The following is a 25,617-nucleotide window of genomic DNA, read 5'->3' as shown; positions in this document are numbered from 1 at the left end:
ATGCGGCTACTGCCGGGTGAAGGTGCCCAGGTGGTTGGCGTCGAGGTACTCGACGCGGAGCGTGCCGTCCCCGAAGGTCACCCCGGTACGGCCGACGGCGTTCTCGCCCGTGGTCACGAAGCTGAAGGTGTCGCCGTCGTAGTGGGTCAGCGGGAACCGCAGGGGCTTCGGGCCGAGGGCGAGGGTGAGGGCGCCGTCGTCGTCTGCCGTCACGGTGGCCCTGCCGTAGTACGGGTTGTCGTAGGTGCCGGTGTACGCGGCGCTGTCGCGGGCCGGCTTCGCACCGGCGGGCGGGTGGGCGTAGTCGGTGGCGGACCGGCCCGCGGCGTCCATCTGCGCGTACAGGGAGCCGGCGAGCGCCAGCCAGTCGGCGGTGGCCTTGCCGTGCTCGGCGAAGTCGAAGAAGTCCAGGGCGACGGCGTCGGCCAGGCCCACGGGGGCGCCGTTGGTGAGGACGACGATGCCGAGCCGCTCCAGCGGGAGCATGGTCACGTTGGTGTTCGCGCCGAGTTCGAAGGCACCGGAGTGGCTCAGGCGCAGTCGTCCCGCGTCGTCGTACGAGACGTTCCAGCCGAGGCCGTAGAAGCCGGTGCGGGCGGTGGGGGTCGAGGGCGGATGCGAGACGATCGCGGGCACGTGGGTGCGGGCGAGCGCATCGGCGGGGATGATCCGCTTGCCGTCCAGGGAGCCGTCGGCGAGCTGGAGCCGCAGCCAGCGGGACATGTCGCGGGCGGTGGAGCTGACACCGCCGGCCGGGGCCTGGGCGTCCGGGTCGCGTACGTAGCGGGGGCTCCAGGTGCCGTCGGGGTCCTCGACGTGGGTGGCGGCGCGGTCGGGGGCGTTGGCGAAGGCGGAGAACTCGGTGCTGGTGTCCCCCATGCCGGCGGGCTTGAAGAGGGTGTCGTCGGCGAGCTTCTGCCAGCTGGTGCCCTTGGCCCGGGCGACCGCCTCGGCGGCGGCCGTGAAGCCGAAGTTGGTGTAGGCGTAGCTCGCGCGGAAGGGGGTGAGCGGTTCCAGGCGCAGGTGGTCGAGGATGTACGACTGGTCGTAGCCGAGGTCTTCGAGGAGGTCGCCGGCGTGGTCGGGCAGGCCGCTGCGGTGGGAGAACAGATCGGCGGTGGTGACGTGCCCGGTCACCCAGGGGTCCTTCAGGGAGAAGCCGGGCAGGGAGGCGTGGCGGTCCCACCCGTCGGGGTCGGCGAGGGCGCCGGCGACGACGGTGGAGGAGACGGGCTTGGAGAGCGAGGCGAGCTGGAAGACGGTGTCGGGGCCGACGGTGGCGCTCTCGCCGGTGCGGCGGACGCCGAAGCCCTTGAGGTGGACGACCTTGTCGTCGTGGACGACGGCCACCGCGACGCCGGGGACACCGGTGCGGCGCATCAGGTCCGTGACCGTGCCGTCGAGGCGGGCGACGGCCGCGTCGACGGCGGCGTCCGTGAGCTGAGGGCGGGGAGCGGGGGGCGGGCTCGGTGCGGCCGTGGCCGCCGTGGCGGTGAGGAGGGCCGCGGCCCCTGCCGCTCCGAGAGCGCGGAGCGTACGCATACGAGCATTCTCCCGCGGTACGCCTCGTCGCGCGCGCCGCGGCTCCGGGGGAGAGGGCGGGGTGGGGCTCCGCTGCGAGGAGGCTGCCTCGCGCCCCGCACCCCGGACTCCGCCCCGGAGAGGGTCAGGCCGCCGCGCGGTGTTCCTGTTCGGCTTCGACCGTGGCGTTCCAGTCGCGCTTGATCGCGCGCCAGCCCTCGTCCGTCTCGCCCAGGCGCCAGTAGCCCGAGATCGACAGGCGTTCGCGTGCGATGCCGCGCTCCAGGCGGAGGTGGCGGCGCAGGTCCTTGACGAAGCCGGCCTCGCCGTGGACGAAGGCGTGGACGTCCGGGGAGGGGAACTCCAGCGCCTGGACGGCCTCGACCAGGGCCTCGCCGACCGGGCGGTTACCGCGGTGGAGCCAGACCGGGGTGATGCCGTCGGGGGTGGCCACCTTCAGCTCGTCCTGCGGGCCGTCGATCTCCACGAAGGCGCGGACGTCCGCGCCCGCGGGCATCCGCTCCATCGCCGCGGCGATCGCCGGCAGCGCGCTCTCGTCGCCGATCAGGAGGTGCCAGCCGGCCGCCGGGTCCGGGGCGTAGGCGCCGCCGGGGCCGAGGAAGCGCACGAGCTCGCCCGGCTGGGCCCGAGCCGCCCAGGGGCCGGCCAGGCCCTCGTCGCCGTGGACGACGAAGTCGAGCGTCAGCTCCAGGTGCGCCGGGTCCCAGTTGCGCACGGTGTAGGCGCGCTGGCGCGGCCACTGGGCCCGCGGAAAGTCGCCGCGGATGCGTTCCAGGTCCCAGGGCGCGGGGTAAGTGACACCCTCGGGAGCGAAAAGGAGTTTCACGTAGTGGTCGGTGTACTCGCCCGCACCGAAGTCGGCCAGCCCCTCACCGCCCAGCACGATCCGCACCATGTGCGGCGAAAGCCGCTCGGTGCGTACGACAACGGCGGTGCCGACGGTGCGGCCGCGTCCTTCTGCCACGGTGACTCCCCTGACTCCCATGAAACTTAGCCTTACCTAAGTTAGCACCTCAGCGGCGCAGGGCGCCGCCCAGGCGGGACACAGCACCGCCCAATCCCCACCGATGGGCTAGTGCGTCGACCAGCTCGGGCTGCGCCGGGACGGCCGGAAGTGCGGCGTCGAACTGCGGAAGCGGCACGTCGGAGGCCACCTTGACCACCTTCGGTGCCACCGCCAGGTACGGCCGGGACTCGTCCAGCCGCCTGCGCTGGGCGGGCGTCAGCTTCGACTTCGGGTCGTCGACCGCCGCGATGATCCCGGCCAGGTCGCCGTAGGCGTCGAGCAGTTTCGCCGCCGTCTTCTCGCCGATGCCGGGGACGCCGGGCAGACCGTCGCTCGGGTCGCCGCGCAGCAGGGCGAGGTCCGCGTAACCGGGGCCGTCCACCCCGTACTTCTCCCGCAGCCACGCCTCGTCCGTCAGCTGTAGGGTGCCCACTCCCTTGAGCGGGTACAGCACCCGCCGCTGCCGGGCGTCGTCCACGAGCTGGTACAGGTCCCGGTCGCCCGTGACGATGTCGACCGGTCCCGTCGCGCGGGCGGTGAGCGTCCCGATCACGTCGTCCGCCTCATACCCGGCGACGCCGACCCGGGCGATGCCGAAGGCGTCCAGCGCCGCTTCGATGATCGGCACCTGCGGGGCGAGCGTGTCCGGAGTCTCCTCCACGTCGGGGCCCGTCGCGGTCTCGACGGCGACGCGGTGGGCTTTGTACGAGGGGATCAGCTCCACCCGCCAGTGCGGCCGCCAGTCCGCGTCCATGCATGCCACCAGGTCGTCCGGCCGGTGGTCCTGGACCAGCCGGGCGATGAAGTCGAGGAGCCCGCGCACGGCGTTGACCGGGGTGCCGTCGGGGGCCTTCACGGAATCCGGTACGCCGAAGTAGGCGCGGTAGTAGAGGGAGGCGGTGTCCAGGAGCATCAGGCGTCGTGTCGTCACGGGAACGATGATGCCGCAAGCGGCTTCGCCGCCGTCCCGGCCGCAGGGGCGGCGGCCGGGACGCTCCGGCGGGCTCCCGGCCCACCCCGAGGCGCCACGCACGGTGAGCGGACGAGTACGAGAAGGTCCGTGCGGGCGAAACCGGAGCCGGTTGCTGCGTAAGGTGCTTACAGCACACCGATGTGCGACGGACATGGGGAGGGCAGCCCCGACATGAACGACAGGGACGGCACGGACGGCCCGAGCGGCACGCTGGACGACAGGGACGACAAGAGCAAGGACAAGGACGGCAAGGAACCGCTGCGGGTGGGTGTGGCCGTGCGCAAGCGCCGCCGCGCGCTCCACCTCACGCTGGCCGCCGTGTCGGCGCGAAGCGGCCTGTCGGTGCCCTTCCTGAGTCAGATAGAGAACGAGCGCGCCCGGCCCAGCATGCGGTCCCTGGAGCGTGTCGCCGACGCGCTGGAGACCACGGCCGTGGAGCTGCTCGCCGCCTCCGACACCGCGCGCACCGTGGATCTCGTACGGGCCGGGGACGAGTCCGGGCTCACCCCGGTCCCGGGGGTACGGCCCCTCGTACGCGGGCATCACCAGCTGCACGCCATGGAGTTCACCGGGGACCAGGACGCCGGGCGCGAGTACCAGCACCGCAACGACGAGCTGATGTACGTGGTCGAGGGTGCTTGCCAGGTGGAGGCCGAAGGGCGGGCGTACCGGCTGGAGAGCGGGGACGCGTTGTTCCTGTCCGGCGGTGTGCGCCACCGCTGGCGGGCCGTCACCGAGGACACCCGGATCCTGGTCGTCGCCGTGGGGGAGCACATCCACGCGACGTCCGAGCCCCCGTCTCCCGGCCGGTGAGCCCCGGCGTGCGGCGCGTCGTGTCGCTGGTGCCGTCGCTGAGCGAGGCGGTGGCCGTGAGCGCGCCCGGGCGGCTCGTCGGGGTCACCGACTGGTGCACGCACCCCGGCGGCCTCGGGACGGTGGAGCGGATCGGGGGGACGAAGAACCCCGATGTGCGCAGGATCGCGGAGCTCCGCCCGGACCTGGTGATCGCCAACGAGGAGGAGAACCGGGCACCGGACCTCGCCGCGCTGAGGGCCGCCGGCGTGGAGGTGCTCGTCACCGAGATCCGCGACCTCCCCCAGGCGCTGCGGGAGTTGGACCGGGTGCTGGTGGGCGCGCTGGGACTGCCGAGACCGGCGTGGCTGGCGGACGCGGAGGCGGCGTGGGCCCGCGTGGAACCGGTGGGAGAGCTCACGGCCTTCGTACCGGTGTGGCGGCGGCCGTGGATGGTGCTCGGCCGGGACACCTTCGCGGGCGACCTGCTGGCACGGCTCGGGGTGCGCAACGTCTACGCCGGGCACGCGGAGCGGTACCCGAAGATCCCGGTGGAGGAGCTGGCCGCGGCCGGCTGCGATCTGGTGGTGCTGCCGGACGAGCCGTACCGTTTCACGGCCGCGGACGGCCCGGAGGCCTTCCCCGGCCTCCCGGCGGCCCTGGTCGACGGCAGGCACCTGACCTGGTACGGGCCCTCGCTGGCCGACGCGCCGACGGTACTGGCCGCTGCGCTGGCCGCCGCGTGCTGAGCGGTTCGGCTCGCTCTTCGGTTCCTCTCGGAGTGGCCGGTTGCCGGGGCGGGACGGTGCCGGTGCGGTGGTGCCACGGCGGAGTGCCTCCCCGGCTCGGCGAGTGACGGCGATCTCGGCCAGGACGGGACCGCGCCCGGATCCGCCTGTCCCCCCCCGCAAGGGGGCGGTCAGCCGGCGAGCAGCCGGCCCGTGAACAGGCCCCGGAGGGTGTGGGCGGCGGCGAGGAGCCAGGCCGTCAGCAGGGCGAGGAAGAGTGCCGCGGCCAGCCAGCCGAGGGCGGTGAGCCCGGTGTGGCGGGCCAGGCCGGCGGCGCCGGTGACACAGGTGCCCACGGGGAAGGTCAGCGCCCACCAGGTCATCGCGAAGCCCATGCCGCCCCGGGCCGCCCGCACCAGCATGCACCCGGCGAGTGCCAGCCAGAGCAGGGCGAATCCCATCACGGGCACCCCGTAGACGACCGCGAAGCCGGCGAGGGCGTCGGCGTAGGGGGCGCCGACGGCCCCGGGGGCCATGTCGGCGAGCTGGTTCACGGCGGTGGTGGACTGTCCGAGCGGACCGAGGACCAGGAACAGGGTGGGGGTGAGGGCCAGGGGGAGGGGACCGCCCACGACCAGCCGGCCGAAGATGAGGGGGAGCACGAGCAGGGTGGCGAGCAGGCTGGTGCCGAACATGGCGTAGCAGGCGAGCAGCATGGCCTCGCGGGGCTGGCCGGCGGGCAGGTGGGGGATCAGCAGCGGGCCGAGGGCGGCCGAGACCATGGGGGCGACGAGGGGGAGCAGCCACACCGGGCTCGCCTGCCCCGGTTCGACCTTGTGGCGCACCACCATCAGGTAGGGCACGGCCACAGCCGCGACCAGGCCGATCGCCGTGCCCGCGGTGAACAGCACGGTGTCCGCGGCCACGGCGGCGCCGGTTCCGACGAGGTCCCTGCCGACGATGAGGGTGCCGCCGCCGACGGCCAGCAGCGCCATGGACAGGCAGCCGTAGAAGGGGGCCACGGCGGGGTCGAGCAGGTGGGCGCGGGCCTGGTCGCGGTGGTGCAGCCAGTGCCCGGCACGGGCGACCAGCAGGACGGCGAGGGCGGCCGCGGAGAGTGCCCAGACGAGCTGGCAGGCCACGCGCTGGCCGGGCAGCTGGTACGGGAGGGTCGCACCGGCGTTGGCGACCATCGCGGTGCCCATGACGGAGGCGTACCAGTTGGGGCCGAGGTGGCGCAGCGCAGGTGCCTTGTGGGCGGCGGGCGCGGGCTCGGTGAGGGAGCGGGGTCGCACGAGGGTGGTGGCCATGGGTCCAGCGTCACGCCGGGGCGGGACGCGCGGCAGGGATCACCTCTCTATAAGGCCATAAACTGATGTTATGGGTGAGGAGAACATGATTCCGCTGGCACACCGCGTACCGGACCTGGGTGCACTGGAGCTGCTGCTCGCGGTGGCCCGGATGGGCAGCCTGAGCGGCGCGGCCCGGCGGCTGGGCATCACCCAGCCCGCGGCGAGCAGCCGGATCCGGGCAATGGAGACCCGGCTGGGCGTCGCCCTGGTGGACCGCTCCCCGCGTGGCTCGACGCTGACGGCCGAAGGCGCGCTGGTCACGGACTGGGCCCGGCGGGTGGTGGAGGCGGCCGAGGCCTTCGACGCCGGCGCACAGGCGCTGCGGGGGCGGCGGGACTCGCGGCTGCGGGTGGCGGCCAGCATGACGATCGCGGAGTACCTGTTGCCCGGGTGGTTGATCGCGCTGCGCGGTCAGCGTCCGGACACGGCGGTGTCACTGCACGCGGGCAACTCGGCGCTGGTCGTGCAGCGGGTCCTCGCGCACGAGGCCGACCTCGGCTTCGTGGAGGGGCTGACGGTGCCCGAGGGCCTGGACTCGGCGGTGATCGCGCAGGACCGGCTGGTCGTGGCGGTGGCGTCGGCGCACCCGTGGGCGCGGCGCGCGCGGGGCGTGGAGGCGGCGGAACTCGCCGCGACGCCGCTGATCCTGCGGGAGCGGGGATCGGGGACGCGGCAGGTGCTGGACGCGGCGCTCGCCGGGCACGGCGGGCTGGCCGCGCCGCTGCTGGAGCTGGCGTCGACGACGGCGGTGAAGGCGGCCGCGCTGGGCGGCGCCGGGCCGTGCGTGCTGTCGGAGCTCGCCGTGGTGGACGAGCTGGCGGCGCGCAGGCTGGTGGCGGTGCCGGTGACGGGCGCCGGGCTGGGTCGGGCCCTGCGGGCGGTGTGGCCCGCGGGCGCTCGCCCGGCGGGCCCGGCCCGGGACCTGCTGTCCCTGACCCGGGGCACCGCCCAGGGGCCGGGCCGGCGGACGGACCCCAGGGCATCGGACGGACCCTAGGGCAGCGGGCGGACCGTGAGGATCTGTTCGGCGTGGCCGACCGGGCCGTCGAGATCGTGCAGGACGCTGCTGGTGAGCCCCTGACCCGACGGGCCGAAGGTGACGGTGGTGTCCAGGCCGGTCCATGGGCCGCGCGGCTGTCGGTGCAGGTGGATCGTCAGGTCGAGGTTCGGGAACATCCACGCGGTGGGGTCCTGCTGGGCCGCGACGCCGTTCGCGGTGTCCACCAGGGCGACGTACGAGGCGAGGGCGCTGCTGGGCTCGCCCGCGACCAGGGTGAGCGGCGAGGACACCCAGGCCGCCGTGCGGCCGCGGCGGGAGGGCGGCGTCCGGCGGACCTCGATGGAGGAGACGAAGCCGCCGTCCCATTCCTCGTCCATGGCCCAGACGTCGAGTTCCCCGGGAGCGGGGAGGGGCTCGTGCGGGCTGTCGGCCACCGAGGTGGAGTCCAGGGTCGCCAGCAGCCAGGCGCGGGCGCGGACCACCGGCCGGCCGCCGATGGCCACGGTCGCCTCCAGCAGCTCGATGGTGCGGCCCGGGCGCAGGGTCTCGACGGTGATCTCGCACTCGTCGAGGGCGATACGGCCGAGGATGTCGTAGCTGATCCGCGCGAGTGCCGACGGTGCGGGCCGCCCCGCCAGGTGTCCGTCGATCGCGTGCACCACGAGGCCGGCGAGCGGGCTGAAGTGCTGCTCGCCGGTGTTCCACGCACCGCCCGCGTGGGCGGTGGGCTTGTAGCGGTGGCCGCCCGTCCGCTCGTAGTAGCTCTCGGGCAGGGCCTCGCCGGTGGTCACGGGTCTGTCTCCTCGGGCGGGTGGGAACGAGCAGAGATCGGTGTATCGATCACGCATCGCAGGAGGCGGCGTCCCGTCCGTCACTGTGATCTGTCGGACAGCAGGGCGGCGGCCGTGCCGTGTGACTCCGTCCCCCCTCCCTCCAGCGTGCACATGTGAGGGTTCCGGGGCCATGCGGGCTCGGGGGCGGCGCTGTCCGGGCGGACCTCGGCCGCCCCGCCCCGCGCGGTTGCGGGGGCGGGGCGGCCGTCGCCGTACGCCGTTCAGGCCACCGGAACCCCGCGGTGCGCCGCGGCCGCCTCGATCAGCGAGGACATCACCCGCGTGTCCTTGTCACGCTCCGGGTGCCACTGCACGCCCAGCGCCCAGCGCGCCGGGTCGGGCAGCTCGATCGCCTCCACCGTCCCGTCGAGCGCGTGCGCCGAGACGACCAGGCCGCGCCCCAGGCGCTCGACCGCCTGATGGTGGTAGGTCGGTACCTGCGCCTCCTCCGGGACCAGCTCGGCGTACCGGGTGCCCGGGACGGGGCGCACCGGGTGCCAGGAGGTGACGTCCGGGGTGTCGACGTGGCCGTCGATGTGCTGGACCAGCGTGCCGCCCAGGGCCACGTTCAGCGCCTGCATCCCCCGGCAGATGCCGAGCACGGGCACGTCCGCCTCCAGCGCCGCGTTGATCAGGGCCAGCTCCCAGTGGTCGCGGACCGTCGCGGGCGGGCCCGTACGGGGGTCGCGTGCGGCGCCGTAGTGGACCGGGTCCAGGTCCGGGCCGCCCGCGACCACGAGGCCGTCCACCCGGCTCAACACCTCCGCCGCCGCACCGGGTTCGTCCGGGGGCAGCAGTACGGCCGCGCCGCCCGCCGCCTGGACGAGTGCGTAGTACCCGGCCGGTACGAGGGACGTAGGCAGGTCCCACACCCCGTAGCGGGTGGATTCCTCGACGTAGGTGGTGATGCCGATGAGCGGCCTGGGCACGTTCTCTACCTCCGTGAACGGGACGGCGGACGACAGGACAGGACGGGACAGGACAGGATCTCAGTCGCGGGCCAGCTCCGCCTCGGCTTCCGCGAGGGCCGCGAACTCCTCCTCGGGGGCCGAGGCCACCAGGTGGTGGCGGCTGTGGAAGGCGAAGTAGGCCAGGGCGACGGCGTACACGGCCAGGGCGATGAAGGCCGCGTCCTTGTCCACCAGGAAGGTCGCGACCAGGGCCGACAGGGCGAGCGCGAAGGCCACCGAGGAGGTCAGGATGCCGCCCGGGGTGCGGTACGGACGCGCCAGCTGCGGCTCCCGGCGGCGCAGCACGATGTGCGAGAGCGCCATCAGGGCGTAGGAGATGGTCGCGCCGAAGACCGCGATGTTGAGCATGCGGGCGCCGTTGCCGGTGGCCGCGGCCAGGGCGAAGCCGATCGCGCCGGGGATGACCAGGCCGAGGTACGGGGCCTTGCGCTTGGAGGTCAGGGACAGGAAGCGGGGCAGGTAGCCGGCCCGGGAGAGGGCGAAGAGCTGGCGCGATCCCGCGTAGATCAGCGAGAAGAAGGAGGCCACCAGGCCCGCCAGACCCGCGTAGTTCACGAAACGGCTCAGTGCGGTCGGGCCGCCGTCCCCTTCCAGGGCGACCACCAGCGGATTGCCGGCCGTCTTGACGGCGTCTGCGCCCTGCGCGCCGGTCGCCGCGAAGAAGGTGATCAGGGCCAGCAGGGCGAGGATGCCCATGGAGATGGACAGCGCCTTCGGCATGGAGCGGACCGGGTCCTTCGCCTCCTCGGCCGCCAGCGGTACGCCTTCCACGCCGAGGAAGAACCACATGCCGAAGGGGAAGGCGGCCCAGATGCCGAGCACGCCCAGCGGCAGCCAGGAGTTCGAGCCGAAGGCGGTCGGGTCGACCGGGATGTCGTTGAGGCCGTCCGCGCTGAACTCCGTGAAGGCGCCGACCGCGAAGATCAGCAGTGCGGCGACGGCGACGGCGGTCACGACGAGGCTGAAGCGGAGCGCCTCGCCGACGCCCCACAGGTGCACGCCGATGAAGATCACGAAGCAGCCGAGGTAGACGGGCCAGCTGGAGGTGAGGCCGAAGAGGCCGAGGGACTCCACGTAGTCGCCGATGAAGATGACGATCGCCGCGGGGGCCAGGATGTATTCGATGAGGATGGCGGTGCCGGTCAGGAAGCCGCCCCAGGGGCCCAGCGCGCGGCGGGCGAAGCCGTAGCCGCCGCCCGCCGTCGGCAGGATCGTCGACAGCTCGGCGAGGGAGAAGACCAGGCAGGCGTACATGGCGCCCATCAGGACGGTGGCGATGGCGAGACCGCCGAAGCCGCCCTTGTCGAGCCCGACGTTCCAGCCGGAGAAGTCCCCGGAGACGACGTAGGCGACGCCGAGGCCGGTCAGGAGCAGCCACCCGGCACTGCCGCGGCGCAGCGTGCGGCGCTCCAGGTAGTCGTCCGGGCCGTCGCCGCCGGCGGGTGACGTGGTGGGTGCGGGTACGGCTGCCAGCCGTGCCTCGGTGTCGTCGGCCATCGTGCGCTCCTGCCTCAGGGCAATGGTTGTGGGGCGTACCTTTGCCCTAGTGGAGCGGAGCGCGCAAGACCTCTGCGTAAAACAGAAGTTACGAAAGCCTCTCGGGCGCCCCGAGATCCCCGCTCCCCGGCCGGCTCAGGCGAGGAAGCCGCGCAGCAGTGCGGCCGTGCCGCAGCAGTGCTCGCGCATGGTCGCGCGGGCCCGAGCCGCATCCCCCTCCAATACCGACTCCACCAGCGCGCTGTGCTGCTGCTGGGAGTGCTCCAGGTTGCGCACCAGCAGCGGGATGCAGTCGAGCAGGTCGTTGACCGTGGCGCGGACGGCCGCGTACTGGGCCGTCAGGGTGGCCGACCCGGCGAGCTCGCACAGGGCGAGGTGGAAGAGCGTGTCTTGCCTGCGGTAGTCCGCCAGCGGGGCGTCGTGGGTGGCGTCCAGGGCCGCGAGCAGCCGTTCGGTGCCCTCTTCGGTCAGCCCCTGGGAGGCGCACAGCCCGGCCGCCCCCACCTCCAGGACCTCGCGGAAGCGCAGCACGTCCTCGATGTCCACGCCCGCCACCCGCCTGCGCAGCTCCTCCTCCGTGCCGCCGGCCGGGGTGTCGGGACGGGGCAGCACGAACGTTCCGCCGTACCGGCCGCGCCGCGCCTCCACCAGGCCCTGGTCCTGAAGTACCTTCAGGACCTCGCGCAGGGTGACCCGGCTGATCCCCATCCGCTCGGCCAGCTCGCGCTCGGGCGGCAGCCTTTCGCCGCCGGGCACCAGGCCCAGGCGGACCACCTGGAGGATCTGCTGCAGCGCCTCCTCGAAGCCGTTGCCCGCCCGCACCTGGCGCAGCACCGGGTTCAGGCGCCGGGCGGCGTCGCCCTCGCTCGCCGTATCGGTCATCTCGGTCCCTCCCCTTCCCAAGCAATGGTTCTATTCAATACCTTAGGCCTCCTCGGCTCACCGAAGGAGAGATTCCCGTGGTAGACCGCAAGCCGCCGCTCGCGCCCGAGGAGCTCCGTGCCCTCGTCGCCAGCGGTGAGATCGACACCGTGGTCCTGGCCTTCCCCGACATGCAGGGGCGGCTCCAGGGCAAGCGGTTCGCCGCACAGTTCTTCCTGGACGAGGTCCTCGCGCACGGCACCGAGGGCTGCAACTACCTGCTGGCCGTCGACACCGACATGAACACCGTCGACGGCTACGAGATGTCCTCCTGGGAGCGGGGCTACGGCGACTTCGCCATGCATCCCGACCCCGCCACCCTGCGCCGCATCCCCTGGAACCCCGGCAGCGCCTTCATCCTGGCCGACCTCGCCTGGAACGACGGCACCCCCGTCGTGGCCGCCCCCCGCCAGATCCTGCGCCGCCAGCTGGAACGCCTCGCCGAGCACGGATACACCGCGATGGTCGGCACCGAGCTGGAGTTCATGGTCTTCCAGGACACCTACGAGCAGGCCTGGAACGCCAACTACCGCGGCCTGACCCCCGCCAACCAGTACAACATCGACTACTCGGTCCTCGGGACCGGCCGTGTCGAACCCCTGCTGCGCCGGATCCGCAACGAGATGCAGGCCGCCGGTCTGACCGTCGAGTCGGCCAAGGGCGAGTGCAACCTCGGCCAGCACGAGATCGCCTTCCGCTACGACGAGGCGCTCACCACCTGCGACCAGCACTCCGTCTACAAGACCGGCGCCAAGGAGATCGCCGCACAGGAAGGCGTCTCGCTCACCTTCATGGCCAAGTACGACGAGCGCGAGGGCAACTCCTGTCATATCCACCTCTCCCTCACCGACGCCGACGGACGCAACGCGATGGCCGGAGAGGGCCACGAGGAACACGGTATGTCACCGGTGATGCGCCACTTCCTGGCCGGCCAGCTCGCCGCGCTGCGCGACTTCTCCCTTCTCTACGCCCCGAACATCAACTCGTACAAGCGTTTCCGGCCCGGATCCTTCGCGCCGACCGCCGTCGCCTGGGGCCTCGACAACCGCACCTGCGCCCTGCGCGTCGTCGGCCACGGCCGCTCCATGCGCTTCGAGAACCGCCTCCCCGGCGGCGACGTCAACCCCTACCTCGCCGTCGCCGGCCTGGTCGCGGCCGGCCTCTACGGCATCGAGAACCGCCTGGAACTGCCCCCGATCTGCACCGGCAACGCCTACACCGGCGACTACGCCCACGTCCCCGCGACCCTGCGCGAGGCCGCCGAACTCTGGGAGAACAGCGAGATCGCCAAGGCCGCGTTCGGCCCCGAGGTCGTCGCCCACTACCGGAACATGGCCCGCGTGGAACTCGACGCCTACGACTCCGCGGTGACCGACTGGGAGCTGCGCCGCTCCTTCGAACGCCTGTAGTCATCCACGCCACCGAACCGAAACTGTGAGGCACCACGTGTCCGATGCGCTGGCCCCCTTCGATCTGAGAGTGCTCAATCCGGCCACCGAGGAACTCGTCGCCGTCGTCCCGGCCGCCACACGGGACGACGTCGACGCCGCCGTCGCCCGGGCCGCCGCGGCCCAGCGCGCCTGGGCGGCGGCCGCCCCCGCCGACCGGGCCCGCCTGCTGCGCCGCTTCGCCGCGGTCGTCGACGCACACGTCGAGGAACTGGCGCAGCTGGAGGTCCGCGAAGCCGGCCACACAATCGGCAACGCCCGCTGGGAAGCCGGCAACGTACGCGACCTCCTCGACTTCGCCGCCGGGGGCGTGGAACGGCTCTCCGGCCGTCAGATCCCCGTCGCCGGCGGCATCGACGTCACCTTCCTCGAACCCCTCGGCGTCATCGGCGTGATCGCCCCGTGGAACTTCCCCCTGCCGATCGCCGCCTGGGGCCTGGCCCCGGCCCTCGCCGCAGGCAACGCCGTCATCCTCAAGCCCGCCGAGACCACCCCCCTGACCGCGCTGCGCCTCGCCGAACTCGCCCTTGAGGCCGGGATCCCCGAGCACCTCTTCCAGGTGCTCCCCGGCCGCGGCGACACCGCGGGCGACGCCCTCGTCGAACACCCCGGCGTCGCGAAGATCGTCTTCACCGGCTCCACCCGGGTCGGCAAGCAGATCATGGCCAAGTGCGCCGAACGGGTGAAGCGCGTCACCCTCGAACTCGGCGGCAAGAGCCCCAACATCGTCTTCGCCGACGCCGACCTGGAGGCCGCCGCGGCCGCCGCCCCCATGTCCTTCCTCGACAACACCGGCCAGGACTGCTGCGCCCGCACCCGCATCCTCGTCCAGCGCTCCGCGTACGACCGCTTCCTCGACCTCGTCGCCCCCCGCATCGCGGACGTCGCCGTCGGCGACCCGCTCGACGAGAAGACGCAGATGGGCCCGCTGATCTCCCGGTCCCAGCTGGACCGAGTCCGGTCCTTCGTCACCGACGACCTCACCGCGGTCCGCGGCACCGCCCCCGAAGGCCCCGGCTTCTGGTACCCGCCGACCCTCGTCACCGATGTCGACCCCGCCGCGCCCGTCGCCGTCGAGGAGGTCTTCGGGCCCGTCGCCGTCGTCCTGCCCTTCGAGGACGAGGAGGACGCCGTACGCCTGGCCAACGCCACCGCATACGGCCTCTCCGGTTCCCTGTGGACCCGGGACATCGGCCGCGCGCTGCGCGTCTCGCGGGCCGTCGCCGCCGGCAACCTGTCCGTCAACTCCCACAGCAGCGTCCGCTACTGGACCCCCTTCGGCGGCTACAAGCAGTCCGGGCTCGGCCGTGAGCTCGGACCCGACGCCCTCACCGCTTTCACCGAGACCAAGAACGTCTTCATCAGCACGGAGGCCTGACCCCATGTCCGTAGAGCCCAACGCGATCATCTGCCGCCGCCTCGTCGGCCGCACCGCCGTCATCACGGGAGCCGGCAGCGGCATCGGCCTCGCCACCGCCCGCCGACTGGCCTCCGAAGGCGCCAACGTCGTCTGCGCGGACATCGACGAGACGGCCGGCAAGGCCGCCGCCGAGGAGGTCGGAGGCCTCTTCGTGAAGGTCGACGTCACCGACAAGGAAGACGTCGAGGCCCTCTTCAAGACCGCCTTCGACACCTACGGCTCCGTCGACATCGCCTTCAACAACGCGGGCATCTCGCCCCCGGACGACGACTCCATCCTCACCACCGAGCTCGACGCCTGGCGCCGCGTCCAGGACGTCAACCTCACCTCCGTCTACCTCTGCTGCAAGGCCGCACTGCCCTACATGCAGCGCCAGGGCCGCGGCTCCATCATCAACACCGCCTCCTTCGTCGCCATCATGGGCGCCGCCACCTCCCAGATCTCCTACACGGCTTCCAAGGGCGGCGTCCTCGCCATGTCGCGCGAGCTCGGCGTCCAGTTCGCCCGCGAGGGCATCCGCGTCAACGCCCTGTGCCCGGGGCCCGTCAACACCCCGCTGCTCCAGGAACTGTTCGCCAAGGACCCCGAGCGCGCCGCCCGCCGCCTCGTGCACATCCCGCTGGGCCGGTTCGCCGAGCCCACCGAGATCGCCGCCGCCGTCGCCTTCCTCGCCAGCGACGACTCTTCCTTCATCAACGCCACCGACTTCCTCGTCGACGGTGGCATCTCGGGCGCGTACGTCACGCCCCTCTAGAGCTCACCCACCACCACCCACCCGACAGCCGGGCGTCGCACGACGCCCGGCTGTCGTGCTCCACCGCCCGTGACGCCTTCACCGCCAGGAGCGATCACCCGTGTCCCCACGCACCACCACCCAGCGCCTCCAGGCGCTCGCCGCCGCCGCGGTCACCGTGGCGGCCCTCGTCGCCGCCGGCCCCACCGCCGCGGCCGCAGGCCCCCTTGCGCACTGCGCCACCCCGCGGCTGACGACCGGCTGGTACGGCGACAACCAGGCGCGCCTCCAGCAGCTCATCGACCGCTACGGCCGCTGCGGCCCCCACCGCCCCACCCGCGCCAGGCCCGTCGCCGTCTTCGACTGGGACAACACCGTCGTCAAGAACGACGTCGGCGACGCCACCATGTTCTGGCTGCTCCGCAACGGCAAGGTCCGCCAGCCCGCCCGCGGGGACTGGACCACCACCAGCCGCTTCCTGAGCCCGGCCGCCGCCGGGGCCCTCGCCGACGCCTGCGCCGCCCTCGCCCGCCCGGGCACCCCGCTGCCCACCGGGACCCCCGCGGGAGCCGGCTGCGCGGACGAGATCAGGGCGGTCTACGGCACCGCCGCGACCCGCACCGGAGCCACCGCCTTCACCGGCTGGGACCGCCGCACGATGGAACCCGGGTACGCCTGGCTGCCCCAGCTGATGCAGGGCTGGACCGCCCACGAGATCCGCGGCTTCGCCGCCGCCGCCCGCACCGAGAACCTCGACGCGCCCGTCGGCGCCACCCAGCAGGTCGGCACCGGCAGCGCCACCGGGTGGGTGCGCTACTACGACCAGCAGAAGGACCTGATCAAGAGCCTCGTCAAGGCCGGCTTCGACGTCTGGATCAGCTCGGCCTCCCCCCAGCCGGTCGTCGAGGTCTGGGCCGCGGCCGTCGGCATCGGCGCCGACCGCGTCATCGGCATCCGCAACACCACGACCCGCGGCGGGGCGTACACCGCCCACCTCCAGGGATGCGGCTCCGTCGCGGACGGAGCCGACACGATGATCACGTACATCGACGGCAAGCGCTGCTGGATCAACAAAGAGGTCTTCGGAGTGCGCGGCCCCGCCGCCGGGACGGTCCAGCCGCCCGCCCGCCGCCCGGTGTTCGCGGCGGGAGACTCCGACACCGACATCACGTTCCTGCGGGACGCGACCGTCCTGCGGCTCGCGGTGAACCGGAACAAGACCGAGCTCATGTGCCGGGCCTACGACAACAGCGACGGCAAATGGATCGTCAACCCGATGTTCATCGAGCCCAAGAAGCAGAGGACCAGCCCCTACCCCTGCTCCACCACCGGCTACATCGACCACGACGGCACCGCCGGCCCGGTCCGCCGCGACGACACGAGCGTCATTCCGGATCAGGCGGACACCGTGTTCCAGGCCGTCACAGAAAGGTGAGGCCCTCGCCCCGATAGGTCGGCACACTGCCCGAGACCCGGTCGCCCTCCACAAGGTGCAGGGTGTCGAACCGCTCGCACAGTTCGCCGGCCTTCGCATGGCGGAACCAGACCCGGTCGCCGATCAGCAGGTCGTCGGCCGGGCTCCCCAGCAGCGGCGTCTGCACCTCGCCCGCGCCCTCCTGCGGGTCGTAGCGCAGCCCCTGCGGCAGGTACGGGACCGGCAGCCGGTCCGGGCCGGGCGCCCCGGACGCCGGGTAGCCGCCGCCGAGCACCGTGACCACCCCCACCCCGGGCCGGCGTACCACCGGCTGGGCGAAGAGGGCGGCCGGTCGGCCGCTGAACGAGGTGTAGTTGTCGAAGAGCCGCGGCACGTACAGCCCCGACCCAGCGGCGATCTCGGTCACCGCCTCCTCGGCCGCGGTCTGCTGCACGCTGCCCGTGCCGCCGCCGTTGACGAACTCCAGGTCCGGTACGACGGCCCGTACGGCCGCCACCACCGCGGCCCGGCGCGCCGCCAACTCCCTGCGGGCCGCGCCCTGCATCAGCCGGATCGCCCGAGACCGCAGGGGGCGCCCCGCCAGAGCGTCCCCGACCCCGGCGACATGGCCCTCGTACGCCATCAGCCCCACCACCCGGAACCCGGGGCGCGCGACGACTGCCCGGGCCAGCGCCGCCAGTTCCGCCGGTTCGCGCAGCGGCGACCGGCGCGCGCCCACCCGGATCCGGCCGCCCATCAGGTGCAGGGCGGTGTCCAGTTCCAGGCACACCCGGATCTCCTCGGCACCGCCGTCACGGGCCGCGTCGACCAGGTCCAGCTGCGCGGGGTCGTCCACCATCACGGTGACGGCCGCGGCCAGCTTGGCGTCGCCGGCCAGCTCGCCGAAACCGGCCCGGTCCGCGGAGGGGTAGGCGAGGAGCACGTCCTCGAACCCGGAACGGGCCAGCCAGAGCGACTCGGCGAGGGTGTACGACATGATCCCGGCGAACCCGGGGCGGGCCAGCACCCGTTCGAGCAAAGCACGGCACCGGACCGACTTGCTGGCGACCCGGACCGGCTTGCCGCCGGCCCGGCGCACGAGATCGTCTGCATTGGCGTCGAAGGCCTCGACATCCACGATGGCCAGCGGCGCGTCCAGGTGCGCGGTCGCCCGGTCGTACCGGGCGCGGTCGGCGGCGGGGGAGTTCATGGGCGGCAGCTTGCCAGAGGTCTCTACCGGTGGGTAGGGCCCCGGGCCAACCCCCGGGGCTCCGCCCGGACCCCGTGCCTCGAACACCGGCGAGGCTGGAGGGGGCGAGGCCGAGGGGCAGCGTGGCCGGGGGAGAGGCGGCGCGGCAGTGGTGAGGGGGATCTGCCGGGCCGGGGTGGGGACAGGTCGGGGCGTCGGCCGGGACGTAGAACGTGGCCCGACGGGACCGCTCCGCCGGGTGGGTGTCCGCGAACCCCGTAGAGTACGGGCAGGCAGCCGTACGGAACGGGGGGCGGAGCCGCCGGATGACCACGACGACACCGCGGACCACGATCCCGGGCGAGCCCGACCCCTGGTCCCCGCCGCCCCGGCCCACCCACGTCCCGCCGCGCCGTCACCCCGGCCGCGTCGTGGCCGCCACCCTCTGCCTCGTCCTCGGCGGCGGCCTCGTCGGCGGAGCCGCCCTCACCACCTGGGCCGAACACCGCGCCGCGAACCGCCCCCTGCCCGCCGACGCCGCCTACCGCAAGGCCGGCTCGCTGTGGCGCGCGGCCCCCGTGGACAGCCTCTTTCCGCCCGTCCTCGCCGGCCCCTCGGCCGGCCCCGGCGGCGCCGACCGCACCTGGACCCGCGTCGCGCTCGCCCCCGACGCCGACTGCCCCGCCGCCCTGCCCGCCGACTGGCTGGCCGCGGTGGCCGAGACCGGCTGCACCCGCGTGCTCCGCGCCACCTACACCGACGCCACCCGCAGCGCCCTGATCGCCGTCGGCATGGTCTTCACTCCCGCCGACGGGCCCACGATGAGCTCCCTCCGGGGCCGACTCACCGCCCCGCCCGCCTACGGGTTCGCCGACGACCAGCGCGCCGCCTGGGCCGCCTCCGTACGCACCGAGGCCCCCGTTGTCGTCTATGCCGTCTCCGCCTTCGCCGACGGCCGCCCCCAGGAGGCCCCGCGCCCGGCCGGGGACCTCGTCGCGAAGGGCGCCACGGGCGCCGCCGCTCAGGCGGGCCTCGGCCACGAGGCCACGGCGGTCGCCGACCGCATCGGGGACGGTCTGGCGGCCCTCGCCGCACCGCCCGTCACCCCAGCCCCGAAGGCCGCACGATGACCCTCGCCGGAGCCTCCGCCCGGGCCCTCCTCCGTGGTGCGGCCGTGTTCGCCGCCGCCGCTCTCCTGGCCACCGCCACTGCCGCCCCGGCCGCTGCCGACACCATCCGCGACCGCCAGTGGGGGCTCCTGGCCCTGCGCGCCGAGGAGGCCTGGGGCACCACCCGCGGGGACGGCGTGACCGTCGCCGTCCTCGACACCGGCGTCGACGAGTCCCACCCGGACCTGTCCGGCCAGGTCCTCGCCGGCACCGACCTCATCGGCATGGGCGCCGGCCCCGGCGACCGGGCCTGGGCCCGCCACGGGACCGCCATGGCGAGCATCATCGCCGGGCACGGGCACGGTCCGAGCCGCAGCCAGGGAGTCCTCGGCGTCGCGCCGCAGGCGCGGATCCTGCCCGTACGGGTGATCCTCGAAGAGAGCGACCCGGGCCGGGCCAAGGCACGCGAAAGCAAGGGCGGTGCCCTGGCCGAAGGCATCCGCTGGGCCGCAGACCACGGGGCCGACGTGATCAACCTGTCCCTCGGCGACGACAGCGACTCCGCCCACCACGAGGCGGGCGAGGACGAGGCGGTCCAGTATGCGCTCGCCAAGGGGGTGGTCGTCGTGGCCTCCGCAGGCAACGGCGGCGAGTCGGGCGACCGCGTCTCCTACCCGGCCGCCTACCCGGGGGTCATCGCCGTGACCGCGGTCGACCGCCGCGGCCGGAAGGCGAAATTCTCCACGCGCAATTGGTATGCCACCGTGAGCGCCCCCGGAGTCGACGTCGTCATCGCCGACCCGGACCGCTCCTACTACGAGGGCTGGGGCACCAGCGCCGCCGCCGCCTTCGTCTCCGGAGCGGCGGCCCTGGTCAGGGCCGCGCACCCCGATCTGTCCCCCGCCCAGATCAAGAAGCTGCTGGAGGACACCGCCTCCGACTCCCCGGCCGGTGGTCGCGACGACGCCCGCGGCCACGGAATGGTCGATCCCGCAGCCGCCCTCCAGATCGCGGACGAGATGCGGCCCGAGGCTGCGGTACCCGCCCCGGCCCCGGCCGCCGCCCGGTACTTCGGCCCGGGCCCCGAGCCGGTCCGCCCGCCGGAGCGCGGCGCCCGGCTCGGCGCTCCGGCCGCCGCGGCCGCCGGAGCAGTGCTGCTCGTGCTGGCCGCCGTACTGGCCCGGCGCCCGCGACGCGGTCCCCGGGGCGGCGGCGCGGACCCGGCACAGTAGGGTCGGGTAACTGTGGCGAACATGGCGAACAAGAACATTCCCGACCCGGGCTTCTCCGACGACGACGGCTCCGCCGATCCCGAGCTGACCGCGGCCCTCGCCGCATGGGCCGAGGACCGCACGCAGGAGCCGCGCGTCCTGGCGGCACTGAAGGGCGCCCGCCTGCTGGTCCCGGTGGTGGCCGTCCTCGGCGAGGTGGAGACCGACCCGGAGACCGGACTCAAGCGGGAGAAGACCAGCGACATGGCCGTCCCGACCCTGCGGGCGGGGGACCGGCGGGCCCTGCCGGCCTTCACCTCGATCGCCTCGCTCGCGCTCTGGGACCCGGCCGCCCGGCCGGTGGCCGTCCCGCTGCACCAGGCTCTGGCGGCCGCCGCGCACGAGAAGGCCGACACCGTCGTGCTGGACCTGGCCGGCCCGGTCGCCTACCAGCTGACCGGGCCTGCGCTGCTCGCGCTCGCCGAGGGCCGCACGAACACCGACCCACTGGCCGACCCCGCCGTGCGGGAGGCCGTACGGGCCGCCGTGTCCGCCGAGCCGGCCGTGCGGTGCGCCCACCTCGGCCCGGGCGGCGCCGACGCTGACGGAACCCTGGCGATCGTGCTGGCCGCCGACGCCCAGGCCCCCGCCGCGGCCCGCCGCGTCGCCGAGGCCCTGGCGGCGGACACCACCCTGCGGGCCCGCTTGGTGCGCGGCCTCGACCTGGCGCTGCTGCCGCCGGACGCTCCGGTCCCGCCCGGCGAGCCCCTCTACACCCGCTGAACGACGCGGGAGGGGCGGGCCGTGACGTCACGGCCCGCCCCTCCCGCGTGGTGCTCGTCCCCGGATCAGCCGAAGACGGGACCGGTGAACTTCTCGCCCGGGCCCTGGCCCGGCTCGTCCGGGACGACCGAGGCCTCGCGGAAGGCCAGCTGGAGCGACTTCAGACCGTCGCGCAGCGGGGCGGCGTGGAAGGAGCTGATCTCGGTGGCGCTCGCGGTGACGAGTCCGGCCAGGGCCGTGATCAGCTTGCGGGCCTCGTCGAGGTCCTTGTGCTCGGAGTCCGGCTTGTCCAGGCCCAGGTTGACCGCCGCGGCGCTCAGCAGGTGCACGGCCACCGTCGTGATCACCTCGACGGCGGGCACGTCCGCGATGTCGCGGGTCATGGCGTCGTAGTCGGGGGCGCCGTCGGCAGCGGGGTCGGTGGAGGGTGTCGCGTCAGTCATGAGCCCCACGATATGCCGTGCGGCGGGCTTGCAACGCGGGTGCTAGTATGTACATCGACCGGCCGGATGCCATGGTGTCCGGCCCACAAGTGGAGGCTCCGTTCTCCCACCTGACCGCCTTCCGGGGCGGCGGGTCACCGGTCAGGCGGCATCCATCGTTCCGTACGGACGATGGAAAGCCGCCCGAGTCTGCGCCCCGCGTGCTGCATGCGGCGGTGCTCCGGTCGTTTTGGAGCCCCTGCCTGTGCCCGGCGGGGCTTTTTCATTCTCCCGCTGTGGTCGGTCTGACGGAAATACACGTCAGCGGCTGTCTGCCAGGCAGTCGTGTGGTGCTACCGAGGAGGATCCATCAGCACCGAGCCCCGCATCAACGACCGGATTCGCGTTCCCGAGGTACGACTCGTCGGTCCCAGCGGCGAGCAGGTCGGCATCGTGCCGCTTGCCAAGGCGCTTGAGCTGGCACAGGAGTACGACCTCGACCTGGTCGAGGTCGCGGCGTCCGCACGCCCGCCGGTCTGCAAGCTCATGGACTACGGCAAGTTCAAGTACGAGTCGGCCATGAAGGCCCGTGAGGCGCGCAAGAACCAGGCGCACACGGTCATCAAGGAAATGAAGCTCCGGCCGAAGATCGACCCGCACGACTACGACACCAAGAAGGGTCACGTCGTTCGGTTCCTCAAGCAGGGCGACAAGGTCAAGATCACGATCATGTTCCGTGGTCGCGAGCAGTCCCGGCCGGAACTCGGCTACCGACTGCTGCAGCGTCTCGCTTCGGACGTCGAGGAGCTCGGCTTCATCGAGTCGAACCCGAAGCAGGACGGCCGAAACATGATCATGGTCCTCGGTCCGCACAAGAAGAAGACCGAGGCCATGGCCGAAGCCCGCGAGGCGCAGGCCGCACGCAAGGCCGAGCGCCAGGGCGCCGCCGCCGCCGACGAAGCGACTCCCTCCCAGGAGGCCGCCCCGGTCGAGGCGACGGACGCCAAGGATGCCAAGGTCACCGAGGCCGACGCCGGTGAGGCGAACGCCGAGGCCTGATTCCGAGGCACCTGTCTCGAATCACCTACACACCATGACGCTCCCCCGAGCCGGTCCGGTGCGGACCGGCGAGGGAGCGCCACCGACGAGGAGATAACGGCGCCATGCCGAAGAACAAGACGCACAGCGGTACCAAGAAGCGTTTCAAGGTCACCGGCTCCGGCAAGGTGCTCCGCGAGCGCGCCGGCAAGCGCCACCTGCTCGAGCACAAGTCGTCCCGCCTGACCCGTCGCCTCACCGGCAACGCGGAGATGGCTCCCGGCGACGCCGCGAAGATCAAGAAGCTTCTCGGCATCTGACATCTCCGCTCCCCCTGCCGGGAGCGGAAGCATGTCGAGACCGGGACCCCATCGAATTTCCGGGTCGTGTGAAGACACCCACGGCCCCGCTACAAGGAGTTAAAAAGTGGCACGCGTCAAGCGGGCAGTAAACGCCCACAAGAAGCGCCGGGCGATCCTCGAGGCGGCCTCCGGCTACCGCGGTCAGCGTTCGCGCCTGTACCGCAAGGCCAAGGAGCAGGTCACCCACTCGCTGGTCTACAACTTCAACGACCGCAAGAAGCGCAAGGGCGACTTCCGTCAGCTGTGGATCCAGCGCATCAACGCCGCTGCCCGCCAGAACGGCATGACGTACAACCGCCTCATCCAGGGTCTGAAGGCCGCCAACATCGAGGTGGACCGCAAGATCCTCGCGGAGCTGGCCGTCAACGACGCCAACGCGTTCGCCGCCCTCGTCGAGGTCGCGCAGAAGGCGCTCCCGGCCGACGTCAACGCCCCCAAGGCCGCTGCCTAAGGGCTAGCCGGCCCGCGATCACGCGGCCGGCCCCCACGGACCCGCAGGCATTCGCCTGCGGGTCCGTGTGCTTTCGCCCCGCACCACGTCCGCCCGCCGGCCGCGCCCGCGCGCGCTCCGGAACCCCGAGAGAGAACCGCAGACCATGGCTACCCCCGCCGAGCTGATCTCCCCCCGATCCCCGCGGGTGGCCGCCGCCAGGCGACTGGCGCGGCGCAACTTCCGCACCAAGGAGCGCCGGTTCATCGCCGAGGGCCCGCAGGCGGTCCGCGAGGCCGTCGAGCACCGCGGTCCCACGGGCGCCCCGACCCTGATCGAGCTGTTCGCCACCGTCGAGGCCGCCGAGCGCCATCCCGAGATCATCGGCGCGGCCCTGGACGCGGGGGCCCGTGTGCACCACGCCTCCGACGAGGTGCTCGCCGAGGTCTCCCAGACCGTCACCCCCCAGGGGATCGTGGGCGTCTGCCACTTCCTCGACTCGCCCTTCGAAGAGATCCTCAAGGCCGGGCCCAGACTCGTCGCCGTCCTCGCGCACGTGCGCGACCCCGGCAACGCGGGTACGGTGCTGCGCTGCGCGGACGCCGCCGGGGCCGACGCGGTGGTGCTGACCGACGCCTCCGTGGACCTCTACAACCCCAAGTCCGTACGGGCCTCCGTGGGCTCCCTCTTCCACCTGCCGGTCGCCGTCGGCGTTCCGGTGGAGCAGGCCGTCGCAGGGTTGCGCGCCGCCGGCGTACGGATCCTCGCGGCCGACGGGGCCGGCGAGGACGACCTCGACGCCGAACTGGACGCCGGCACCATGGGTGGCCCCTCCGCCTGGGTGTTCGGCAACGAGGCCTGGGGCCTTCCGGAGGAGACCCGGGCGCTCGCGGACGCCGTCGTACGGGTCCCGATCCACGGGAAGGCGGAGAGTCTGAACCTGGCGACGGCCGCCGCCGTGTGTCTCTACGCGTCCGCGCGTGCACAGCGGGCGCCCGGAGGGTGCCGCTCCGTGACCCCCAGCTAGTAGTGTGGCGGCCCGGGGGGCCCACTGCGCTACTCGGAGATGTGGGGTACGGGGACATGACCGTCGGTACGAACAGCTGGCCCGGAGCCGCGGACGCGGCCGAGGAGCCGTTCCTGGACGCCCTCGACCCTCCGGTCGCGGCCGCCGACGGGCTGTGCGGCGTACCGCCCCAGGCGGTGGACTCGGGCCGCGCCCGCGCCGCCCGGCCCGTGGTCCCCGCCGCGCGGGAGGCCGCCGAGGTCCCGGGCGCCGGACTCGGCTTCGAGGTGGACCCGGACCACCTGCCCGACGGGCTCGTCGTCGCCGACGACACCGGCCGGGTGGTCTGCTTCAACGCGGCCGCCGCGCGGATCACCGCTCTGGCGCCGCAGGAGGCGCTCGGCGCCCCCATCGACCGGGCCCTCCCGCTGGAGGACCTCGAAGGGCGTCGCTGGTGGGCGCTGACGGACCCGTACGGAGGCCTCGCCACCCGCCGCGGCCAGCCCGAGCGGAACCTGCTGCTTCCCGGCGGCCGGGAGGTGCTCGTCTCGGCCAGCTACATCCGCACCCACCCCACCGGCCCGGTCCGCCGGCTCGTCGTCACCCTGCGCGGCACCGAGGCCCGCCGCCGCACCGAACGCAGCCACGCCGAGCTGATCGCGACGGTGGCCCACGAGCTGCGCTCCCCGCTGACCTCCGTCAAGGGGTTCACCGCGACCCTGCTCGCCAAGTGGGAGCGGTTCACCGACGACCAGAAGCGGCTGATGCTGGAGACCGTCGACGCCGACGCCAACCGGGTCACCCGCCTCATCGCCGAGCTCCTCGACATCTCGCGCATCGACTCCGGCCGCCTGGAGGTGCGCCGCCAGCCGGTCGACATCGCCACCGCGGTGGGCCGCCACGTACAGGCACTCACCGCGAACGGCCAGGCGCCCGAGCGCTTCCTCGTCAGCATCAGCCGTCCGCTCCCCGACCTGTGGGCCGATCCGGACAAGATCGACCAGATCCTCGGCAACCTCCTCGAAAATGCGGTGCGCCACGGCGAGGGAACGGTCACCATCGGGGTGTCGCCGCATGAGAAGGGAACCGCCGTCACCGTGTCCGACGAAGGCCCCGGGATCCCCGAGGAGTCGATGGCCCGCGTCTTCACCCGCTTCTGGCGGGGGAGCAAGCGCGGAGGCACCGGCCTGGGCCTCTACATCGTCAAGGGCATCGTCGAGGCGCACGGCGGCACCATCACGGTCGGCCGCGGCCCCGGCGGCGGCGCCGAGTTCCGATTTATCCTGCCCGTGAGCGCCCCGGCCTACCTCACGCAGTAGCCCTGCTGAGCGTCTCGCCGGGTGGCCCACGGGCTCCTCCACCCCCAGCGGCGCTTAGACTCGTCCTTTGGCACCTTTGTGTCCTTGTGCCGAGCGCGTCCTGCGCGTCGCGCGGGGG

General features: G+C 73.3%; 25 protein-coding genes. 15 read left to right on the top strand and 10 right to left on the bottom strand.

From position 1 onward, the window contains the following. Nucleotides 1–6: 6 nt before the first annotated feature. The 3 genes from R4Z63_RS06105 to R4Z63_RS06095 all read right to left on the bottom strand — a co-directional run bounded on the left by R4Z63_RS06105 (nucleotide 7) and on the right by R4Z63_RS06095 (nucleotide 3,461). Nucleotides 7–1,542, bottom strand: coding sequence for a serine hydrolase (locus tag R4Z63_RS06105; RefSeq protein ID WP_384453449.1), 1,536 nt, complete (start codon nucleotides 1,540–1,542; stop codon nucleotides 7–9). Nucleotides 1,543–1,666: 124 nt separating this feature from the next. Continuing rightward, on the bottom strand, nucleotides 1,667–2,506 hold the full coding sequence (locus R4Z63_RS06100; RefSeq protein WP_384453452.1) for a siderophore-interacting protein: 840 nt from the start codon (nucleotides 2,504–2,506) through the stop codon (nucleotides 1,667–1,669). Between the two features lie 49 nt (nucleotides 2,507–2,555). Then, entirely contained in the window at nucleotides 2,556–3,461 is a 906-nt protein-coding gene (locus tag R4Z63_RS06095) for a 5'-3' exonuclease (protein ID WP_384453497.1), read from the bottom strand. A gap of 231 nt (nucleotides 3,462–3,692) precedes the next feature. On the opposite strand from R4Z63_RS06095, the gene R4Z63_RS06090 reads away from it, so the two are divergent. Both R4Z63_RS06090 and R4Z63_RS06085 read left to right on the top strand, forming a co-directional pair. After that, a complete protein-coding gene (locus tag R4Z63_RS06090) occupies nucleotides 3,693–4,334 on the top strand; it encodes a helix-turn-helix domain-containing protein (protein ID WP_236647779.1) in 642 nt (213 codons plus the stop codon). 8 nt (nucleotides 4,335–4,342) lie between these two features. After that, complete coding sequence (locus R4Z63_RS06085) at nucleotides 4,343–5,062, top strand: helical backbone metal receptor (protein ID WP_384453455.1); 720 nt, start codon at nucleotides 4,343–4,345, stop codon at nucleotides 5,060–5,062. A gap of 170 nt (nucleotides 5,063–5,232) precedes the next feature. On the opposite strand, the gene R4Z63_RS06080 is transcribed toward R4Z63_RS06085, so the two are convergent. Continuing rightward, nucleotides 5,233–6,351, bottom strand: coding sequence for a TDT family transporter (locus R4Z63_RS06080; RefSeq protein ID WP_384453458.1), 1,119 nt, complete (start codon nucleotides 6,349–6,351; stop codon nucleotides 5,233–5,235). Nucleotides 6,352–6,421: 70 nt separating this feature from the next. Between R4Z63_RS06080 and R4Z63_RS06075 the strand changes: the two genes are divergently transcribed. Then, nucleotides 6,422–7,390 carry a LysR family transcriptional regulator gene (locus R4Z63_RS06075; protein ID WP_384453461.1) on the top strand — a complete coding sequence of 323 codons (969 nt, stop codon included), beginning with the start codon at nucleotides 6,422–6,424 and terminating at the stop codon, nucleotides 7,388–7,390. Here R4Z63_RS06075 and R4Z63_RS06070 read toward each other — a convergent pair. The 4 genes from R4Z63_RS06070 to R4Z63_RS06055 all read right to left on the bottom strand — a co-directional run bounded on the left by R4Z63_RS06070 (nucleotide 7,387) and on the right by R4Z63_RS06055 (nucleotide 11,576). Beyond that, nucleotides 7,387–8,184, bottom strand: a complete 798-nt coding sequence (locus tag R4Z63_RS06070; protein ID WP_384453464.1) for a thioesterase family protein — start codon at nucleotides 8,182–8,184, stop codon at nucleotides 7,387–7,389. The genes R4Z63_RS06075 and R4Z63_RS06070 overlap by 4 nt on opposite strands. Nucleotides 8,185–8,447: 263 nt before the next feature. After that, nucleotides 8,448–9,155 carry a gamma-glutamyl-gamma-aminobutyrate hydrolase family protein gene (locus R4Z63_RS06065; RefSeq protein WP_037925860.1) on the bottom strand — a complete coding sequence of 236 codons (708 nt, stop codon included), beginning with the start codon at nucleotides 9,153–9,155 and terminating at the stop codon, nucleotides 8,448–8,450. A gap of 60 nt (nucleotides 9,156–9,215) precedes the next feature. After that, on the bottom strand, nucleotides 9,216–10,694 hold the full coding sequence (gene eat / locus R4Z63_RS06060) for an ethanolamine permease (protein WP_037925863.1): 1,479 nt from the start codon (nucleotides 10,692–10,694) through the stop codon (nucleotides 9,216–9,218). A gap of 135 nt (nucleotides 10,695–10,829) precedes the next feature. Continuing rightward, the gene (locus tag R4Z63_RS06055; RefSeq protein ID WP_384453467.1) at nucleotides 10,830–11,576 is read right to left on the bottom strand and encodes a FadR/GntR family transcriptional regulator; all 747 of its coding nucleotides are present in this window, start codon (nucleotides 11,574–11,576) and stop codon (nucleotides 10,830–10,832) included. Nucleotides 11,577–11,653: 77 nt separating this feature from the next. Here R4Z63_RS06055 and R4Z63_RS06050 point away from each other — a divergent pair, with 77 nt between their 5' ends. The 4 genes from R4Z63_RS06050 (at nucleotide 11,654) to R4Z63_RS06035 (ending at nucleotide 16,651) form a co-directional block, all read left to right on the top strand. Beyond that, complete coding sequence (locus R4Z63_RS06050) at nucleotides 11,654–13,024, top strand: glutamine synthetase family protein (RefSeq protein ID WP_384453470.1); 1,371 nt, start codon at nucleotides 11,654–11,656, stop codon at nucleotides 13,022–13,024. Between the two features lie 37 nt (nucleotides 13,025–13,061). Beyond that, entirely contained in the window at nucleotides 13,062–14,441 is a 1,380-nt protein-coding gene (locus R4Z63_RS06045) for an aldehyde dehydrogenase family protein (RefSeq protein ID WP_037925874.1), read from the top strand. A 4-nt stretch (nucleotides 14,442–14,445) separates the two neighbouring features. Beyond that, on the top strand, nucleotides 14,446–15,237 hold the full coding sequence (locus tag R4Z63_RS06040; protein WP_037925877.1) for a 3-oxoacyl-ACP reductase: 792 nt from the start codon (nucleotides 14,446–14,448) through the stop codon (nucleotides 15,235–15,237). A 100-nt stretch (nucleotides 15,238–15,337) separates the two neighbouring features. Then, nucleotides 15,338–16,651: an HAD family hydrolase gene (locus R4Z63_RS06035; protein WP_384453475.1), complete on the top strand. Its 1,314-nt coding sequence runs from the start codon at nucleotides 15,338–15,340 to the stop codon at nucleotides 16,649–16,651. Here the strand turns inward: R4Z63_RS06035 and R4Z63_RS06030 are convergent. Further along, nucleotides 16,638–17,840 carry an alanine racemase gene (locus R4Z63_RS06030; RefSeq protein WP_037925883.1) on the bottom strand — a complete coding sequence of 401 codons (1,203 nt, stop codon included), beginning with the start codon at nucleotides 17,838–17,840 and terminating at the stop codon, nucleotides 16,638–16,640. The two genes, R4Z63_RS06035 and R4Z63_RS06030, sit on opposite strands and share 14 nt — an antisense overlap. Before the next feature lie 305 nt (nucleotides 17,841–18,145). Here R4Z63_RS06030 and R4Z63_RS06025 point away from each other — a divergent pair, with 305 nt between their 5' ends. The 3 genes from R4Z63_RS06025 to R4Z63_RS06015 are packed head-to-tail and all read left to right on the top strand — an operon-like array spanning nucleotide 18,146 to nucleotide 20,922. After that, a complete protein-coding gene (locus R4Z63_RS06025; protein WP_384453478.1) occupies nucleotides 18,146–18,949 on the top strand; it encodes a hypothetical protein in 804 nt (267 codons plus the stop codon). Next, on the top strand, nucleotides 18,946–20,160 hold the full coding sequence (gene mycP, locus R4Z63_RS06020) for a type VII secretion-associated serine protease mycosin (RefSeq protein WP_384453481.1): 1,215 nt from the start codon (nucleotides 18,946–18,948) through the stop codon (nucleotides 20,158–20,160). Before R4Z63_RS06025 ends, mycP begins: the two co-directional genes overlap by 4 nt. 21 nt (nucleotides 20,161–20,181) lie before the next feature. Then, complete coding sequence (locus R4Z63_RS06015) at nucleotides 20,182–20,922, top strand: SseB family protein (protein WP_384453484.1); 741 nt, start codon at nucleotides 20,182–20,184, stop codon at nucleotides 20,920–20,922. 65 nt (nucleotides 20,923–20,987) lie between these two features. Here R4Z63_RS06015 and R4Z63_RS06010 read toward each other — a convergent pair whose 3' ends face one another. Beyond that, nucleotides 20,988–21,365 carry a DUF1844 domain-containing protein gene (locus R4Z63_RS06010; RefSeq protein ID WP_037925889.1) on the bottom strand — a complete coding sequence of 126 codons (378 nt, stop codon included), beginning with the start codon at nucleotides 21,363–21,365 and terminating at the stop codon, nucleotides 20,988–20,990. A gap of 324 nt (nucleotides 21,366–21,689) precedes the next feature. Between R4Z63_RS06010 and infC the strand changes: the two genes are divergently transcribed. From infC to R4Z63_RS05985, 5 genes are all read left to right on the top strand, one after another. Beyond that, the gene (gene infC, locus R4Z63_RS06005) at nucleotides 21,690–22,403 is read left to right on the top strand and encodes a translation initiation factor IF-3 (RefSeq protein WP_037925892.1); all 714 of its coding nucleotides are present in this window, start codon (nucleotides 21,690–21,692) and stop codon (nucleotides 22,401–22,403) included. Nucleotides 22,404–22,507: 104 nt separating this feature from the next. Then, nucleotides 22,508–22,702 carry a 50S ribosomal protein L35 gene (gene rpmI, locus R4Z63_RS06000; RefSeq protein ID WP_030770466.1) on the top strand — a complete coding sequence of 65 codons (195 nt, stop codon included), beginning with the start codon at nucleotides 22,508–22,510 and terminating at the stop codon, nucleotides 22,700–22,702. 106 nt (nucleotides 22,703–22,808) lie between these two features. Next, nucleotides 22,809–23,195 (top strand): 50S ribosomal protein L20, encoded by a 387-nt coding sequence (rplT, locus tag R4Z63_RS05995; protein WP_007263143.1) that lies wholly within the window; start codon nucleotides 22,809–22,811, stop codon nucleotides 23,193–23,195. A 145-nt stretch (nucleotides 23,196–23,340) separates the two neighbouring features. After that, nucleotides 23,341–24,201 carry a TrmH family RNA methyltransferase gene (locus tag R4Z63_RS05990; protein WP_384451829.1) on the top strand — a complete coding sequence of 287 codons (861 nt, stop codon included), beginning with the start codon at nucleotides 23,341–23,343 and terminating at the stop codon, nucleotides 24,199–24,201. A 56-nt stretch (nucleotides 24,202–24,257) separates the two neighbouring features. Then, complete coding sequence (locus tag R4Z63_RS05985; RefSeq protein WP_037925900.1) at nucleotides 24,258–25,499, top strand: sensor histidine kinase; 1,242 nt, start codon at nucleotides 24,258–24,260, stop codon at nucleotides 25,497–25,499. Nucleotides 25,500–25,617: the final 118 nt, after the last annotated feature.

This window comes from Streptomyces sp. PL-29 (assembly GCF_058344425.1).
The sequence above is the reverse complement of the archived record's forward strand: the minus strand, read 5'-3'. Positions and strand labels throughout refer to the sequence as shown.